The following is a 17,787-nucleotide window of genomic DNA, read 5'->3' on the forward strand; positions in this document are numbered from 1 at the left end:
ATGAAACGTTATTTACGCTGGATTGTGGCGGCAGAATTTCTGTTCGCCGCAGGGAATCTTCACGCCGTTGAGGTAGAAGTCCCGGGATTGCTAACTGACCATACTGTTTCATCTATTGGCCATGATTTTTACCGAGCCTTTAGTGATAAATGGGAAAGTGACTATACGGGTAACTTAACGATTAATGAAAGGCCCAGTGCACGATGGGGAAGCTGGATCACTATAACGGTCAATCAGGACGTTATTTTCCAGACTTTTTTATTTCCGTTGAAAAAAGACTTCGAGAAAACTGTCGTCTTTGCACTGATTCAAACTGAAGAAGCACTAAATCGTCGCCAGATAAATCAGGCGTTATTAAGTACGGGCGATTTGGCGCATGATGAATTCTAAATAAAAAATTGTTCGGAGGCTGCAATGCGTGTCAAACATGCAGTAGTTCTACTCATGCTTATTTCGCCATTAAGTTGGGCTGGAACCATGACTTTCCAGTTCCGTAATCCAAACTTTGGTGGTAACCCAAATAATGGCGCTTTTTTATTAAATAGCGCTCAGGCCCAAAACTCTTATAAAGATCCGAGCTATAACGATGACTTTGGTATTGAAACACCCTCAGCGTTAGATAACTTTACTCAGGCCATCCAGTCACAAATTTTAGGTGGGCTACTGTCGAATATTAATACCGGTAAACCGGGCCGCATGGTGACCAACGATTATATTGTTGATATTGCTAACCGCGATGGTCAATTGCAGTTGAACGTGACAGATCGTAAAACCGGACAAACCTCGACCATCCAGGTTTCGGGTTTACAAAATAACTCAACCGATTTTTAAGCCCCAGCTTCATAAGGAAAATAATCATGCAGCGCTTATTTCTTTTGGTTGCCGTCATGTTACTGAGCGGATGCTTAACCGCCCCGCCTAAAGAAGCCGCCAGACCGACATTAATGCCTCAAGCTCAGAGCTACAAAGATTTGACCCATCTGCCAGCGCCGACGGGTAAGATCTTTGTTTCGGTATACAACATTCAGGACGAAACCGGGCAATTTAAACCCTACCCGGCAAGTAACTTCTCCACTGCTGTTCCGCAAAGCGCCACGGCAATGCTGGTCACGGCATTGAAAGATTCTCGCTGGTTTATACCGCTGGAGCGTCAGAGTTTACAAAACCTGCTTAACGAGCGCAAGATTATTCGTGCGGCACAAGAAAACGGCACAGTTGCCATTAATAACCGAATCCCGCTGCAATCTTTAACGGCGGCAAATATCATGGTTGAAGGTTCGATTATCGGTTATGAAAGCAACGTTAAATCGGGCGGTGTTGGGGCAAGATATTTTGGGATCGGTGCAGACACGCAATACCAGCTCGATCAGATTGCCGTGAACCTGCGTGTCGTCAATGTGAGTACCGGTGAGATCCTCTCCTCGGTGAACACCAGTAAGACGATACTTTCCTATGAAGTTCAGGCCGGGGTTTTCCGCTTTATTGACTACCAGCGCTTGCTGGAAGGGGAAGTGGGTTACACCTCAAACGAACCCGTTATGCTGTGTCTGATGTCGGCTATCGAAACAGGGGTCATTTTCCTGATTAATGATGGTATCGACCGTGGTCTGTGGGATTTGCAGAACAAAGCAGAACGGCAGAATGACATTCTGGTTAAATACCGCCATATGTCGGTTCCACCAGAATCCTGACAGATAAAAATGCCGGAATTAATAATCCGGCATTTTACTGTTTAAGCGAAAGCGTGAGTGCCCCTCACGCTTTATTTTTGATTTCCTGCTCACGGTGAGCCGTCTTTGCACTACGCGCCGCCAGCCACAGGCCGCTGTTTTTCATTGCGTAACCAAATACCAGCCCAAGCGCCAGCGAAGGTAACACCAGTTTCCAGTCACCCTGCCCGGCAAACGTCGCGCATGCGCCTATAAACGTCCCCGGAACAAATGAAAGCAGCAGCTGTTTGGCCTGAATACACATCAGAAACGCCACAATACCGGTTATGACATAACCGAGAATTTCCAGATGTGGTGCCAGTGCACTACCGTAAATAATGACCATCGCCCACACCACGCCACTAAGCAGGGTTGCAGCGGAGATCGCCAGCCCTTTCAGCCCACCTTGCGGGCAGGCAAAGTAGGCCGTACAGCCCAAGAAGCCCGCCCAGCTTAGTAAGCCCAGGGAAACAGCCACCCATCCCCAGATACCGGAGAGAATGCCTGTTGTGATTGCAATAGAGAGAAGTATGTTCATGCCGCGCATGATAGCAGAAAACGCGGCCATGAATGAGATCGAGCACACATTTTATGCAACAACAAATTATCTGTTGCAGTTATGAGTGACGATGATCACATTTACTCTTCAGAATCTTCTTCCAGCTCGTCCCACATTGCACTAATGGCATCACGGGTTAGCGGTGCCATGGTGCGCCAGAAAGGCGTGGTTGCATGGGCCTCCACTTTGCCGAGGAACGCACCACACCAGGGTAACAGATACTCACTGAACAGTGTTTCCAGTGCTTCGCTCTCATCTTCCGTTGACTGATCTTCCAGCCAGGAAGCCGCAAGCAGCAATGTGCCGATGTGATCGGCTGGCGTATCCGCCAGTGGCATCCCTCGTTCGGAAAGAAAAGCGCGCACTTCCGCTTCCGTTACGTCCTCAACCCATGCGCTACGATATGGCGGCACTGCACATTCATCGCCGATAAACAACGCATTGTAATCGGCAGAGACTTGCGCCATATCACAGCTTTTCTGTAAACGCGTCAGTAACTCATCCTGCTCCAGTGGCCAGTTCGCAGCCAGTTTCCCCTCACGAATCAGGGTAAACAGCGGCACCAGTAAAGGATCTTGCGGTTGGCGGTAATAGAGCGAACCCAGCACACGACAGAGGATAGAAAACTCGTTCATTAATATATTTCCATTACTAGTAATTAAAGGTCTGCAAATTCCGCAATCGGTGCCATACCGCGAGATTCAAGGAAGTTCAGTAAGCGGCGCGGAGAAACATTCAAAATGCGCTCTGGCGGAAAATCTACCGCGTCGAGGATTTTAAGACACTCTTCAAATTCCCCCATGGTAAACGCGGTGTGAGAATCCGAGCCTAATGCCACCCAACCTCCAGCATCACGTACCGCTGCGGCTACCGCACGACAGTTGTCTTCACTGCCCTTACGTGAGTGTAAAAATGAAGAATTATTGATTTCCAGCGCCACCTGATGTTTCGCGGCTGCTTCAGCAACGGCTTTCACATCTATTTCATATTTGGGATTTCCGGGATGGCTTATTATATGCACATTGCCGCTGGCGATAGTGGCGATCATCGCTTGTGTATTGGTCGCTTTGTCATGTGGTGCAAAAACCGGCTCATGAAAACCGGCAATAATCAGATCCAGCGAGTCAAACATTTTACCGCTGCAATCAATTTCACCATCAACATTTTTAATGTTAGCTTCGATGCCGCGCAGGATCCCTACCCCATCAACCACTCGCGGCCAGATACGCATGTTAATGAAGTGCCAGTGATGCGGAGCATCTTCCATATCCGGGCCATGATCGGTGATCGCAAAAAGTTTAATGCCCTTTTGTTTGGCCTGGGCAATGTAATCACTCAATGTGCTATATGCATGTGTGCTGGCAACGGTATGCATATGAAGGTCGACGGGATACATAACTCTCTCCTGTATTCAATTCCCGCCAAGGATAGCAGGAATCCTGATGCTTTATTAGTAGCCGCGTGCGCGGTCGACTTGCCCGCAGACCCTCTCCCCTTTTTCGAGCTGGGCAATGGTGCGAGAAATGTACTCCACAGCTTCAGCGGGACGGGTAATCGCGGCGACATGTGGTGTTATCGTCACGCGTGGATGTTGCCAGAGCGGACTTTCAGGCGGTAAGGGTTCACGATTAAAAACATCCAACATTGCGCCTTTAACTTTGCCGCTATCCAGCGCCGCGAGCAGGTCATCTTCCACAACATGAACACCACGCGCCAGGTTGAGGAGATACGCGCCATCCGGTAATTTTTCGAGTAATTGTTGATTAATAATGCCGACGGTTTCAGGGGTATTCGGTAACAAATTAATCAATACCCGACATTGGCTCAGAAATGCAGACAGTTCTTCCCGTCCGGCAAAGCTTTGCACGCCAGGCCACGATTTACGGGTTCGACTCCAGCAACGCAGCGGAAAGCGCCAGGTTTGCAGACTCTGAGCAACTTTACTGCCCAGTACGCCTGCGCCCAAAATGCCGATGGTAAAATCTTCCCGATGATATTCAGGCAGCGGTTGCCAATGCGAACTATTTTGCTGGATGCGATAATCGTCAAAACGTCGAAACCAATGCAGCACCTGACTGACAGCATATTCCTGCATTTGCTCGCCCATACCGGTATCTTCCAGGCGAAAAAGTGGAACAGAAGGGTTCAGCATTTCAGGGTGTGCCTGTAGCTTGCTCAAAATAGAATCAACACCGGCCCCGAGTGCGAACACCGCTTTAAGATCGCGCCCTGCCAGCATTTCAACAGGAGGATGCCAGACTAAAGCATAATCAGCAGAGTCATTATCTCCGCTTTTCCATGCTCTGACTCTTGCCTGAGGAATAGCTTTGCGCAGTGCCTCAATCCACCATTGGGTATCGAACGTTGGGTGATAAAAGATGATATCCATACTGACTCCCGAAAAGCGTTGTGCGAAATTTATTCGCACTTATCGTTATGATCTACAAAGGCCACCAGCATAACAAATCCGTGGTCGGTGGCAAAAAAAGCAGATTTCGCTTATTAAAACCACACATTGATTGAAGTTTGAATAAACGCGCGATTTTTTCAAAAAGTTTGTTGACCTCAGGTCATGATTTCCCTAAATTAGCGCCCGTTCCAGCAAGACAGGAACGACAATTTGGTGAGGTGTCCGAGTGGCTGAAGGAGCACGCCTGGAAAGTGTGTATACGGCAACGTATCGGGGGTTCGAATCCCCCCTCACCGCCATATTTAAAGAAGAGCTCGTACGAAAGTACGGGCTTTTTTTTCGTATATTGCACACACCGGGGGGATGAGAAGCCCCGACCGGGGTTCGACAACTGGCGACAGCCAGTTGGACAGACCGTGAACGCAGTGAGCGGGCTGCCCGCAGGGCGAGCGAAGCGAGTCAATCCCCCCTCACCGCCATCTTTAAAGAAGAGCTCGTACGAAGGTACGGGCTTTTTTTCGTATATTGCACACACCGGGGGATGAGAAGCCCCGACCGGGATACTTAGTTAATGCACCGGTTCACTCTTTGTCGCCGCGACTAATGGGCGAATTTTGTCACGAGTCTCCCAGACCGGAGGAATTTCCTCCAATTTAGTGACAGAAGCTCGTACAAAAGGCACCCGTGCAAGAGTCATAATTGTATCCAACCAACGGTCACGAATAATGCGATCCGCCCTTTCATGACTCGGGTCATCCAGCTCAATAACACAGACTATTTTATTGTTCTTCTTTGAAACCAGAACATAATCCATTGCCATGCCATTATAAATTGCAAAGAAACGCTTTCTTTCTTCTTCGCTAAACTCAGGTTGTTCTGGAAAGTTGATCAAGCGCCCCAGAGAGACCTGGCAATGGATATGACAATAATGTCCAAACCATTTTTCCAGATTATCGAAATACATTTTTTCACAACGCGTGATTAACCACTCTTTTCTTTCCAATAAAATACCTTCGGCAACCATTCCCTGAAATAACTCATCTCGCTCTTGCCAACGAGAGTCACGATAGGTTTTCTGCGGTATATAGCTCCTTGTCGACGCCTTAGCGGCAGGGGAAGTTGCAGATGAAGGGACGGGTTGCGATTTAGCGATGATTACCGATGAGGCAACTTTTCGGAGTGTCAATTTTCTGGCAACAGCAAAACCGGCGATAAATGCAATTGTCAAACAAGTTACAAAAGCCATAAAGCTCATAATTAATTTTCACCTATCCATGTTGATTATATTTCATTACCAATGTTACTCGCTGCAGCGTGTTACATGCCAACAATGCAACGATCAATATATAGTTAGTATCATGTTTTGATTATTACAACCATCCCTATTTAGCCATTGCGGCTTGCCTTCCACAAAAAAATAACAACACACAATATTAGCAAAGAATTAATTAAGATTAACCTTACATTTATAATATTATCCCTAAAGAATAAATCAGAGGAATATATTCGGTGTTAAACAGTCAGTCAAAGTATAGCCCATTGTTGATTAAACCTCATAAGCAAAATTGGCACCAGATCTCCTGTACAGGTTGAATGGCCGAAAAAAGATAGGCAGATGCTCATTTTTTTGGCTTCTGGAAGAAAAACTCTCCGCGCTGGCAGTATTACACTGGTCTGATGCTATGACGAAAAATGCCTGGTAAGAGTATCTAAACCAGACTCCAGTTCAGCTTATCAACACGCTCAAAGTCGCCCCCCTGAACGCTAACCTGAAGTGAAAATCTGTTGAAATAAAACAAAGCCCGGTTCGCCCGGGCTCTGCACCGATAACACACTTAACTGTAGGCATGCAGCGTACGTTGGCAAAGTGCCGAACGTACGCAGTCCTCTTTACCGAACCGGACGATCCCAACCATTTCATCTTCTTCGAAACGTTCCAGCGCGTCACTTAATCCGGAGCACACGCCGCGAGGCAAATCGCATTGCGTGATATCACCGTTGACGATAACCGTCACGTTCTCCCCGAGGCGGGTTAAAAACATTTTCATTTGCGCGGCAGTCACATTCTGCGCCTCGTCAAGAATGACGACTGCATTTTCAAAGGTACGTCCACGCATATAGGCGAACGGCGCAATTTCCACCTTCCCTATTTCCGGTCGCAGGCAGTACTGCATAAAGGAAGCCCCTAAGCGCCGGACCAGCACGTCGTAGACCGGGCGAAAATAGGGAGCAAACTTTTCTGCGATATCTCCAGGTAAGAAGCCAAGATCTTCATCGGCTTGCAGAACTGGACGGGTGACGATAATCCTGTCGACATCCTTATGTATCAGGGCCTCTGCCGCTTTTGCTGCGCTGATCCAGGTTTTTCCGCCCCCGGCTTCGCCCGTGGCGAATATCAGCTGCTTACTCTCAATAGCCTTCAGATAGTGCAATTGCGCTTCATTTCGCGCGAGGATGGGCGAAGTATCGCGACTGTCGCGGGCCATACCAATGGCTTCTACGCCGCCCATCTGCACAAGCGAGGTGACCGATTCTTCTTCACGCTGCTTATGGCTGCGCGAATCCCGTCTCAGCACACGTTTTGCCTCGCGACGAGCTTTGATCACTGCTTTTTGTCTTCCCATAGAGAGCACCTTGAGTTGTTTGTATTCATCACACGCGCCGTTGGCAGCGCGATTATGCGCACGAACATCAGAGGGTTGGCTTCCTTGTAAGCCATAGTTTGCTTTTGGATAAAATGCCGAAAAACGGCTACGCGCACCGTTTACGGCGTCGGTAACACATGAAAAGAAAGGATGAGGTTGAAAATGCAAAGTGACGAGATGACTACCGGAGGAGAAAACTCCGCGAGTGGTGGCGCGTTGATTATCTAAAACATGTCCAGTACAGGACGTTACCATCCGCGATCTCCATAGTGACTGACTATCACTGCCGGGAACTTCCGCTGCTACTTAATAAGTACAACAGATCTCGCATTTATTGCAACAATATATTTACTTATATTTAACTATAAAACACTATTTCAGTGACATTAGTTTCTACTGGAAAGATGACAGAGTGATGACAGTGATGAAAAAAGCTGTGTGCTTTCAGCAGGATTTGCATCAGGCATCAGTGCACGATCGCCGGATGCGGCGTGAACGCCTTATCCAGCCTACCAAACCCGCACTGATTGTAGGCATGATAAGACGCGCAAGCGTCGCATCAGGCATCTGCGCACAAATGCCTTATCCGCCTAAAAACATTAAACCCGCAATAACGCGCTTCCGAGATAATCGTTCGCGTCCTTCACTCCCGGCAGCGAAAAAAAATAACCGCCGCCGATAGGTTTAACGTATTCCTCCAGCGCTTCGCCATTGAGCCTTTTTTGTACTGTCAGGAAGCCTTTTTCCAGATCGTGTTGGTAGCAGACAAACAGCAACCCCATATCCAGTTGTCCGGAGTTGGTGACCCCCAACGAATAACTGTAGCCGCGACGCAGCATCAGGCTGGACTCACTCTCCGCCGTGCGGGGATTCGCCAGCCGGATATGGCTGTCCAGCGCAATCACCTTCCCTTCCGGGTCGCTGGCGTAATCAGGCACATCATGCTCATGCTGCATTCCCAGCGGCGCACCGGTTTGCTTATCACGGCCAAAAATCGTCTGCTGTTCTTTCAGCGGCGTTCTGTCCCAAAATTCCACTCGAAACTGAATCAAGCGTACTGCCTGATAGCTGCCACCGATTGTCCACGCAGGCTCCTGCTGATCTGCCGTTACCCACACCACTTTTTGCATCAACTTATCATTCTGGCTATCGGGATTGGCAGTGCCGTCTTTGAAACCCAGCAAATTAATCGGCGTCTCTTTGCCTTTACTACGCGACACGTGATCGGAAATAAACCCTTCCCGCTTCCAGCGCACACTGAGCAAATCCGGCGTGTGTTTGATGATATCGCGCAGCGCATGGATAACCGTGTCCTGGGTGTTGGCGCAAATCTGTAGCAACACATCACCATGACATAACGCCGCATCCAGCGAGTCGTTGGGGAAACGCGTCATCTTCTGCAGCTTTTTTGGCATCTGTGGCGCAAGGCCAAAGCGCTCATCAAACAATGAGTGACCCACCGATAACGTGATGGTGAGATTATCGGGCGCAATGTAGCCGCCAAGAATGCCGGAATCGAGTGGTGGCAGGCGCGGATTTGGCGTTTCTGGTGCTGCTCCGCCCTGAGTCAGAAAAGCAAAACGCTGAGTCAACAAGCGAAACAACCGCTCAAGATCGGCTTTATCGCTGGCAAGCACATCAAACGCCACCAGCATCATTGCGGCCTGTTGTGGCGTCAGGATCCCTGCCTGATGCTCACCATAAAACGGCTGTTTCTCATTGCGTGCATCCGGTGAAAGCGTGCCCGGTGCACTTTGCGTTTTTTGTGCATGAGCGACCGGACAACTTCCCGCCAGCGCCAGCGCACCAATCCCTTTCAGTAAACGTCGGCGTGACGGTTCATTCACGCCGTTTTCATCTTTATACTGCATAACGCTTAATCCAGTCCCAGCACACCGCGAAGTTGCGCCAGATCTTCCGCCAGCGCAGTAATCGGTCCTTTCAGTGCATTCCGGTCGGCATCGGTCAATTTGTCGTAGGTTTCAAAACCGTCTTTAGTACGGTATTTCGCCAGAATGGTATCGACCTTTTTAAAGTTGGCATCGACTTTTGCCAGCAGTTCCGGGTTGGCTTTTTGCAGTTGTGGACGCAGCAAATCGACAATTTTCTGCGAGCCTTCAACGTTAGCCTGGAAATCCCACAGATCGGTGTGGCTGTAGCGATCTTCTTCACCGCTAATTTTGCTGGCTGCCACTTCCTCAATCAGTCCGGCTGCGCCGCCGACCACTTTTGAAGGTGGGAAAGCCAGTTCACTGATGCGTTTTTGCAAATCGACCACATCTGTATAAAGCTGCTCAGCGTACTGATCCATCCCTTTGGTGGTGTTGTCGCCAAACAATGCTTTTTCCAGACGGTGGAAACCAGTGAATTTTGGGTCGGCGGCTTTTTGCTCGTAATCATCTTCACGGGCGTCAATGCTGCCATCCAGATCGGAGAACAGTTCAGCAATCGGTTCAATGCGCTCATAGTGCTGGCGCGTCGGCGCATACAGTGCTTTCGCTTTTTCGATATCGCCTGCTTTAATCGCGTCGGTAAAGGCTTTGGTGTCGGTCACCAGCTGCGTGGTTTCCGCCATGACATACGCTTTATATGCAGTAATTGCACCACCAAGACTTAACAGCGCATCACTTTGCGCCGCATCCGCCGTTGCCTCACCTTTGACGATCAACTTCCCTTTCGGGTTAGTCAGCAGACCGCAGGTCATATCGTATTCGCCAGGCTGTAAATTCGCCGTCATTTTCTGGCTAAAACCAGGGGCGATATTTTCCCGCTCTTCCACCACCATCACGCCTTTGAGGATCTCCCACTCCAGCGCCTTCTGGCTATGGTTCTGAATAATGAACTGTGTTTTCCCGGCGTTAACCGTAATGGTCATCGGTTCGCACTGCTTATCCGTCACGGTCACTTTGACCTGCGGCACATCAGCGGCGTTAGCCATAAAAGCAGAAGAAAACAGCGCAGCCACGCTCAACTGCAATGCGTTACGGCGGAAGTTAATGGTCATGACGAGACTATCCCTTTAAAGTATGTTGTAACTAAGCAAGAGTTTGCGTCGTATTTGTTACGCGGAGCGAGACGCTGTCGCCCCTGCGCGTGGTGGCAGAGCAAATGCCACCAGCGCCGGGATGAGATAAATAAACCAGACGGCGACTTCGCTGACGCTCGGTGCTTCCTGATAGCCAAAAATCCCTTCCATCAGCGTGCCAAACAGCGAGTGAGTTGAGAGCACTGCGCTCATATCGAAGGCGATTTCCTGAAAGTGGTTCCACAATCCGGCTTCATGAAATGCGCGAATGGCACCAGCAGCCAGCCCTGCGGCGACGAAGAGAATAAACAGGCTGGTCCATTTAAAAAATGCACCAAGATTGAGGCGAATACCGCCCCAGTAGAGCAGGAAGCCTAGCACCACGGCAGTAGCAAGACCGAGCATTGCACCCAGCGGCGGCCAGATCCCGACATCTTGTTGAAATGCCGCCAGCAGGAAAAAGACCGACTCCAGCCCTTCCCTTGCAACGGCAAAAAAGACCATCATCACCAGCGCCCAGCCATGATGATTTCCACGCTGCAATGCGCTATCGACTGCCTGCTCCAGTTGTACTTTGACGTTGCGCGACACTTTGCGCATCCAGAAAACCATCCAGGTAAGGATCACCACGGCGATCACCGCCACGATACCTTCAAACAGTTCCTGTTCTTTTTGCGGAAATTCGCCGGTGGTTTCGTTAATGAAGATACCCAAGCCCAGGCACAACGCAGCGGCAAGCAACACGCCAATCCACATCACGCCAATCCATCGGCCTCGCTGGGTACGCTTAAGATAGCTGGCAATCAAACTGACAATCAGCGCGGCTTCAAGTCCTTCGCGCAACATAATGAGAAACGGAACAAACATGCCACCCACCCTTAAACGTTTTTCTGAGTCAATCCATGCAAAGAAAAGTAAATCGCAGTGATAGCGATTATCATTACGGCAAAGAAAAATACAAGCGGAATGTTTATAAAATGATGTTGGAATGTAAACAAAGAGAGGTAATACCAGGGGATATAAACGATTATTCCAGGTACAAAGATGGGATTGTTTACAACGAGCCATGTGTTCTTGCCAGATGCCGCGTAAACGCCTTATCCAGCCGACAAAACTGTCCAGACTCAATGCATCACAGCTTCCATGTAAAACTGATAAGCGGGTGTATCAAGCAATTTCGTCCATCCGCGATTATCAAATCTAACTTTTTGCCCGGAACATAATAACAGCGCGGGTGTTGGTGGCGTCAAAATCGCTGAAACGTTCCCCGAAGGCCGGGGCAGCCCACATGGATGTGGGCTGAGGGCGCGTCTTACAGGACGTTACCTCGCGCCCGACCCGGTAGCCGAAGGGGATAAGCTGAAGGTACCGCGCAGCGGCGATTTTGTTCGCCAGAGCCCGGGGGTGCAGGGGGCGGCGGCGACTGGCCGCCCCCTGCGCGCTCCCTGCACCATTCAATTTATATGGCGAGGCACATTAAGGGAGCGCAACCCGCTGCTGAAGCCAAACAAAACCGCCGCAGGCTAAGTCCCTTAGTTTTCCTGCAACCGTGACGGCGGAGCCGAATGATAGTGCGCATCGGCCTCGGCAAAGCGTTTTTGCATCGCCGCTGACGGCGCTTTACCCAGCAAACTAAACACTACAATCCCGATACTGCCGAAGATGAAGCCCGGAATAATTTCGTACAGTCCCAGCCAGCCGAACTGCTTCCAGACGATAACTGTCAGCGCACCGATGATCATCCCCGCCAGCGCACCGTTGCGCGTCATGCGTGACCACATCACCGAGAACAGCACCACCGGACCAAACGCCGCGCCAAAGCCTGCCCACGCGTAGCTCACTAAGCCCAGCACGCGGTTTTCCGGGTTTGCCGCCAGCGCAATCGCCACCAGCGCCACCACCAGCACCATCACACGTCCTACCCACACCAGCTCTTTCTGGCTGGCCTGTTTACGCAGAAACGCTTTGTATAAATCTTCGGTAATCGCACTGGAGCACACCAGCAGCTGGCAACTTAAGGTTGACATTACCGCCGCCAGAATCGCCGACAGCAGAATCCCGGCAATCCACGGGTTAAACAGAATTTGCGCCAGTTCGATAAACACGCGTTCAGCGTTCTGGTTTACCGCACCTGCTACCGCCGGATGCTCGTTAAAGTAAGCGATACCAAAGAAGCCAACAGCCACCGCCCCTGCCAGGCAAAGGATCATCCAGGTCATACTGATACGACGCGCATGGACAATGCTGTGGTGAGAATCTGCCGCCATAAAACGCGCCAGGATGTGCGGCTGCCCGAAGTAACCCAGCCCCCAACCCATCAATGAGATAATGGCAACAAAGTTCAGCCCTTTGAGCATATCCACGTTTTCGATGCTCTTTTGTTTGATCACTTCCAGCGAGTCACCAAAGCCACCGACACTGATAATGACGATAACCGGCGTCAGGATCAGGGCAAAAATCATCAGGCTGGCCTGTACAGTGTCAGTCCAGCTCACCGCGAGGAAACCGCCAATAAAGGTGTAAAGGATCGTCGACGCAGCTCCCGCCAACAGAGCCGTTTCGTAACTCATGCCAAAGGTACTTTCAAACAGACGCGCGCCTGCCACAATGCCCGAAGCGCAATAAATGGTGAAGAACAGCAAAATAACCAGCGCGGAGATAATGCGCAAAATGCGGCTTTTATCTTCAAAACGCCCGGTGAAATAATCCGGCAATGTTAAGGCGTTATTATTGTATTCGGTATGCACACGCAACCGCCCGGCCACCAGCTTCCAGTTGATCCACGCGCCTAATGTCAGGCCAATGGCGATCCAGCTTTCGGAAATCCCGGAAAGAAAAACCGCGCCAGGCAACCCCATTAACAGCCAGCCGCTCATATCCGACGCACCCGCCGATAATGCCGTCACGAATGGCCCAAGACTACGACCGCCCAGAATATAGTCGTCAAAGTTTTTCGTTGATCGCCAGGCGATAAACCCAATCAATATCATGCCAAAGATATAGACACAAAATGTCACCAACATCGGTGTGCTAATAGCCATCTAAAGTCTCCAAAAAATTATTATCGGCAATGTCGAAACTTGCCGTTATATCTGCCACCGGAACGGGGTAACAGAGTTTATGTTTTACCAGGGCGACCGTATCCTGCCGGAAGCGCTGGTTATTCACAATCGATTTAACACACCATTTACATTAAATTTTAGTGCTCAGCGACACTATTTTTCATCAGGTTGCACTCTCTCACATTTTTTGCGGTTGCACCTTTCAAAAAGGTTAACTGCCGCAGAGAAAAAGTCTGAGTTATTTTTTAATCACTGTCATATCGATTTCTTTTATTAACATTTCATTCATTTTTAAGCTTGCTACGCAAGTCACATTTAACATGGTTGCACAAAGTTGCAACATCATGGATATTTCACGATAACGTTAAGTTGCACCTTTCAGAACAACAGGAGTAATGGCATGGGAACCACCACCATGGGGGTTAAGCTGGACGACGCGACGCGTGAGCGTATTAAGTCTGCCGCGACACGTATCGATCGCACACCACACTGGTTAATTAAGCAGGCGATTTTTTCTTATCTCGAACAACTGGAAAACAGCGATACTCTGCCGGAGCTACCTGCGCTGCTTTCTGGCGCGGCCAATGAGAGCGATGAAGCACCGACTCCGGCAGAGGAACCACACCAGCCATTCCTCGACTTTGCCGAGCAAATATTGCCCCAGTCGGTTTCCCGCGCCGCGATCACCGCGGCCTATCGCCGCCCGGAAACCGAAGCGGTTTCTATGCTGCTGGAACAAGCCCGCCTGCCGCAGCCAGTTGCTGAACAGGCGCACAAACTGGCGTATCAACTGGCCGATAAACTGCGTAATCAAAAAAATGCCAGTGGTCGTGCAGGAATGGTCCAGGGGTTATTGCAGGAGTTTTCGCTGTCATCGCAGGAAGGCGTGGCGCTGATGTGTCTGGCAGAAGCGTTGTTGCGTATTCCCGACAAAGCCACCCGCGACGCGTTAATTCGCGACAAAATCAGCAACGGTAACTGGCAGTCACACATTGGTCGTAGCCCGTCACTGTTTGTTAATGCCGCTACCTGGGGGCTGCTGTTTACTGGCAAACTGGTTTCCACCCATAACGAAGCCAGCCTCTCCCGCTCGCTGAACCGCATTATCGGTAAAAGCGGTGAACCGCTGATCCGCAAAGGTGTGGATATGGCGATGCGCCTGATGGGCGAGCAGTTCGTCACGGGTGAAACCATCGCGGAAGCGTTAGCCAATGCCCGCAAGCTGGAAGAGAAAGGTTTCCGTTACTCTTACGATATGCTGGGCGAAGCTGCACTGACTGCCGCAGACGCACAGGCGTATATGGTTTCCTATCAGCAGGCGATTCACGCCATTGGTAAAGCGTCTAACGGTCGTGGCATCTATGAAGGTCCGGGCATTTCAATCAAACTGTCGGCGCTGCATCCGCGCTACAGCCGCGCCCAGTATGACCGGGTAATGGAAGAGCTTTACCCGCGTCTGAAATCACTCACCCTGCTGGCGCGTCAGTATGATATTGGTATTAACATCGATGCCGAAGAGGCCGATCGTCTGGAGATCTCCCTCGATCTGCTGGAAAATCTCTGTTTCGAGCCGGAACTGGCAGGCTGGAACGGCATCGGTTTTGTTATTCAGGCTTATCAAAAACGCTGCCCGTTGGTGATCGATTACCTGGTTGATCTCGCCACCCGCAGCCGTCGCCGTCTGATGATTCGCCTGGTGAAAGGCGCGTACTGGGATAGTGAAATCAAGCGTGCGCAGATGGACGGCCTTGAAGGCTATCCGGTTTATACCCGCAAGGTGTATACCGACGTTTCTTATCTCGCCTGTGCGAAAAAGCTGCTGGCGGTGCCGAATCTAATCTACCCGCAGTTCGCGACGCACAACGCCCATACGCTGGCAGCGATTTATCAACTGGCAGGTCAGAACTACTATCCGGGTCAGTACGAGTTCCAGTGCCTGCATGGTATGGGCGAGCCACTGTACGAGCAGGTCACCGGGAAAGTTGCCGACGGTAAACTTAACCGACCGTGTCGTATTTATGCCCCGGTTGGCACACATGAAACGCTGCTGGCGTATCTGGTGCGTCGCCTGCTGGAAAACGGTGCTAACACCTCGTTTGTTAACCGTATTGCCGACACCTCTTTGCCACTGGATGAACTGGTCGCCGATCCGGTCACTGCTGTAGAAAAACTGGCGCAACAGGAAGGGCAAACTGGATTACCGCATCCGAAAATTCCCCTGCCGCGCGATCTTTACGGTCACGGGCGCGACAACTCGGCAGGGCTGGATCTCGCTAACGAACACCGTCTGGCCTCGCTCTCCTCTGCCCTGCTCAATAGTGCACTGCAAAAATGGCAGGCCTTGCCAATGCTGGAACAACCGGTAGCGGCAGGTGAGATGTCGCCCGTTATTAACCCTGCGGAACCGAAAGATATTGTGGGCTTTGTGCGTGAAGCCACGCCACGTGAAGTAGAACAGGCGCTGGAAAGTGCGGTTAATAACGCGCCAATCTGGTTTGCCACGCCTCCGGCTGAACGCGCGGCGATTTTGCATCGCGCTGCCGTGCTAATGGAAAGCCAGATGCAGCAACTGATTGGTATTCTGGTGCGTGAAGCCGGAAAAACCTTCAGTAACGCCATTGCCGAAGTGCGCGAAGCGGTCGATTTTCTCCACTACTACGCCGGACAGGTGCGGGATGATTTCGCTAACGAAACCCACCGTCCATTAGGGCCTGTGGTGTGTATCAGTCCGTGGAACTTCCCGCTGGCTATTTTCACCGGGCAGATCGCTGCCGCACTGGCGGCAGGTAACAGCGTGCTGGCAAAACCGGCAGAACAAACGCCGCTGATTGCCGCGCAAGGGATCGCCATTTTGCTGGAAGCGGGTGTACCCCCTGGCGTGGTGCAATTGCTGCCAGGTCAGGGGGAAACCGTGGGCGCGCAACTGACGGGTGATGATCGCGTGCGCGGGGTGATGTTTACCGGTTCAACCGAAGTCGCTACGTTACTGCAGCGCAATATCGCCAGCCGCCTGGACGCTCAGGGTCGCCCTATTCCGCTCATCGCTGAAACCGGCGGCATGAACGCGATGATTGTCGATTCTTCAGCACTGACCGAACAAGTCGTCGTGGATGTGCTGGCCTCGGCGTTCGACAGTGCGGGTCAGCGTTGTTCGGCACTGCGCGTGCTGTGCCTGCAAGATGAGATTGCCGACCACACGTTGAAAATGCTGCGCGGTGCAATGGCCGAATGCCGGATGGGTAATCCGGGTCGCCTGACCACCGATATCGGTCCGGTGATTGATAGCGAAGCGAAAGCCAATATTGAGCGCCATATTCAGACCATGCGTAGCAAAGGCCGTCCGGTGTTCCAGGCGGTGCGGGAAAACAGCGAAGATGCCCGTGAATGGCAAAGCGGCACCTTTGTCGCCCCGACGCTGATCGAACTGGATGACTTTGCCGAATTGCACAAAGAGGTCTTTGGTCCGGTGCTGCATGTGGTGCGTTACAACCGTAACCAGCTACCAGAGCTGATCGAGCAGATTAACGCTTCCGGCTATGGTCTGACGCTTGGTGTCCATACGCGTATTGATGAAACCATCGCCCAGGTCACTGGCTCGGCCCATGTTGGTAACCTGTATGTTAACCGTAATATGGTGGGCGCAGTGGTTGGTGTGCAGCCGTTCGGCGGCGAAGGGTTGTCCGGTACCGGGCCGAAAGCAGGCGGTCCGCTCTATCTCTACCGTCTGCTGGCGAATCGCCCGGAAAGTGCGCTGGCAGTGACGCTCGCGCGTCAGGATGCAGAGTATCCGGTCGATGCACAGTTGAAAGCCGCATTGACTCAGCCGCTAAATGCACTGCGGGAATGGGCAGCAAATCGTCCAGAATTGCAGGCGTTATGTACGCAATATGGCGAGCTGGCGCAGGCAGGAACACAACGATTGCTGCCGGGGCCGACGGGTGAACGCAACACCTGGACGCTGCTGCCGCGTGAGCGCGTGTTGTGTATTGCCGATGATGAGCAGGATGCGCTGACTCAGCTCGCCGCCGTGCTGGCGGTGGGCAGCCAGGTACTGTGGCCGGATGACGCGCTGCATCGTCAGCTAGTAAAGGCATTGCCATCGGCAGTCAGCGAACGTATTCAACTGGCGAAAGCGGAAAATATAACCGCTCAACCCTTTGATGCGGTGATCTTCCACGGTGATTCGGATCAGCTTCGCGCATTGTGTGAAGCCGTTGCTGCGCGGGATGGCGCAATTGTTTCGGTGCAGGGTTTTGCCCGTGGCGAAAGCAATATCCTTCTGGAACGGCTGTATATCGAACGTTCGCTGAGTGTGAATACCGCTGCCGCTGGCGGTAACGCCAGTTTAATGACGATCGGTTAAACAGGTAGCCGGAG

The 17,787-nt window shown here is 51.2% G+C and carries 14 protein-coding genes, 1 tRNA gene and 1 other RNA gene; 6 read left to right on the forward strand and 10 right to left on the reverse strand.

The features are described 5' to 3' along the window. Genes csgE through csgG form a run of 3 tightly spaced genes read left to right on the forward strand, consistent with a single transcriptional unit; the run spans position 1 to position 1,691 of the window. Entirely contained in the window at positions 1 to 390 is a 390-nt protein-coding gene (gene csgE, locus C1P89_RS10200) for a curli production assembly/transport protein CsgE (protein WP_000833285.1), read from the forward strand. 24 nt (positions 391 to 414) lie between these two features. After that, on the forward strand, positions 415 to 831 hold the full coding sequence (gene csgF, locus C1P89_RS10205; RefSeq protein WP_001264088.1) for a curli production assembly/transport protein CsgF: 417 nt from the start codon (positions 415 to 417) through the stop codon (positions 829 to 831). A 26-nt stretch (positions 832 to 857) separates the two neighbouring features. Beyond that, positions 858 to 1,691: a curli production assembly/transport protein CsgG gene (gene csgG, locus C1P89_RS10210; protein ID WP_001189311.1), complete on the forward strand. Its 834-nt coding sequence runs from the start codon at positions 858 to 860 to the stop codon at positions 1,689 to 1,691. A 64-nt stretch (positions 1,692 to 1,755) separates the two neighbouring features. Here the strand turns inward: csgG and C1P89_RS10215 are convergent, their stop codons facing one another. The 4 genes from C1P89_RS10215 to ghrA form a co-directional block, all read right to left on the reverse strand. After that, entirely contained in the window at positions 1,756 to 2,247 is a 492-nt protein-coding gene (locus tag C1P89_RS10215) for a DUF1097 domain-containing protein (RefSeq protein WP_001297187.1), read from the reverse strand. A 101-nt stretch (positions 2,248 to 2,348) separates the two neighbouring features. Next, on the reverse strand, positions 2,349 to 2,903 hold the full coding sequence (gene ycdY / locus C1P89_RS10220) for a molecular chaperone YcdY (RefSeq protein ID WP_001001907.1): 555 nt from the start codon (positions 2,901 to 2,903) through the stop codon (positions 2,349 to 2,351). A gap of 23 nt (positions 2,904 to 2,926) precedes the next feature. Then, positions 2,927 to 3,664 (reverse strand): zinc-binding phosphatase, encoded by a 738-nt coding sequence (ycdX, locus tag C1P89_RS10225; RefSeq protein ID WP_000283664.1) that lies wholly within the window; start codon positions 3,662 to 3,664, stop codon positions 2,927 to 2,929. A 54-nt stretch (positions 3,665 to 3,718) separates the two neighbouring features. Beyond that, complete coding sequence (ghrA, locus tag C1P89_RS10230) at positions 3,719 to 4,657, reverse strand: glyoxylate/hydroxypyruvate reductase GhrA (protein WP_000351317.1); 939 nt, start codon at positions 4,655 to 4,657, stop codon at positions 3,719 to 3,721. A gap of 233 nt (positions 4,658 to 4,890) precedes the next feature. Between ghrA and C1P89_RS10235 the strand changes: the two genes are divergently transcribed. Beyond that, positions 4,891 to 4,977, forward strand: a tRNA-Ser gene (locus C1P89_RS10235). 44 nt (positions 4,978 to 5,021) lie between these two features. Next, positions 5,022 to 5,157: non-coding RNA, RtT sRNA (locus tag C1P89_RS10240), on the forward strand. Between the two features lie 89 nt (positions 5,158 to 5,246). On the opposite strand, the gene C1P89_RS10245 is transcribed toward C1P89_RS10240, so the two are convergent. The 6 genes from C1P89_RS10245 to putP form a co-directional block, all read right to left on the reverse strand. Further along, positions 5,247 to 5,933: a DUF2726 domain-containing protein gene (locus C1P89_RS10245; RefSeq protein ID WP_000009226.1), complete on the reverse strand. Its 687-nt coding sequence runs from the start codon at positions 5,931 to 5,933 to the stop codon at positions 5,247 to 5,249. 580 nt (positions 5,934 to 6,513) lie between these two features. Next, positions 6,514 to 7,302 (reverse strand): phosphate starvation-inducible protein PhoH, encoded by a 789-nt coding sequence (phoH, locus tag C1P89_RS10255; protein ID WP_005139879.1) that lies wholly within the window; start codon positions 7,300 to 7,302, stop codon positions 6,514 to 6,516. Positions 7,303 to 7,922: 620 nt separating this feature from the next. Further along, complete coding sequence (gene efeB, locus C1P89_RS10260) at positions 7,923 to 9,194, reverse strand: iron uptake transporter deferrochelatase/peroxidase subunit (RefSeq protein WP_001199462.1); 1,272 nt, start codon at positions 9,192 to 9,194, stop codon at positions 7,923 to 7,925. Between the two features lie 5 nt (positions 9,195 to 9,199). After that, a complete protein-coding gene (gene efeO / locus C1P89_RS10265; RefSeq protein WP_000154398.1) occupies positions 9,200 to 10,327 on the reverse strand; it encodes an iron uptake system protein EfeO in 1,128 nt (375 codons plus the stop codon). A 57-nt stretch (positions 10,328 to 10,384) separates the two neighbouring features. Further along, complete coding sequence (gene efeU, locus C1P89_RS10270; RefSeq protein WP_000497942.1) at positions 10,385 to 11,215, reverse strand: iron uptake transporter permease EfeU; 831 nt, start codon at positions 11,213 to 11,215, stop codon at positions 10,385 to 10,387. A 665-nt stretch (positions 11,216 to 11,880) separates the two neighbouring features. After that, a complete protein-coding gene (putP, locus tag C1P89_RS10275) occupies positions 11,881 to 13,389 on the reverse strand; it encodes a sodium/proline symporter PutP (RefSeq protein ID WP_001018475.1) in 1,509 nt (502 codons plus the stop codon). Between the two features lie 421 nt (positions 13,390 to 13,810). Here putP and putA point away from each other — a divergent pair, with 421 nt between their 5' ends. Then, positions 13,811 to 17,773: a trifunctional transcriptional regulator/proline dehydrogenase/L-glutamate gamma-semialdehyde dehydrogenase gene (putA, locus tag C1P89_RS10280; protein WP_000537543.1), complete on the forward strand. Its 3,963-nt coding sequence runs from the start codon at positions 13,811 to 13,813 to the stop codon at positions 17,771 to 17,773. Positions 17,774 to 17,787 lie beyond the last annotated feature (14 nt).

The organism is Shigella sonnei, from assembly GCF_002950395.1.
Classification (GTDB): Bacteria; Pseudomonadota; Gammaproteobacteria; order Enterobacterales; family Enterobacteriaceae; genus ECMA0423.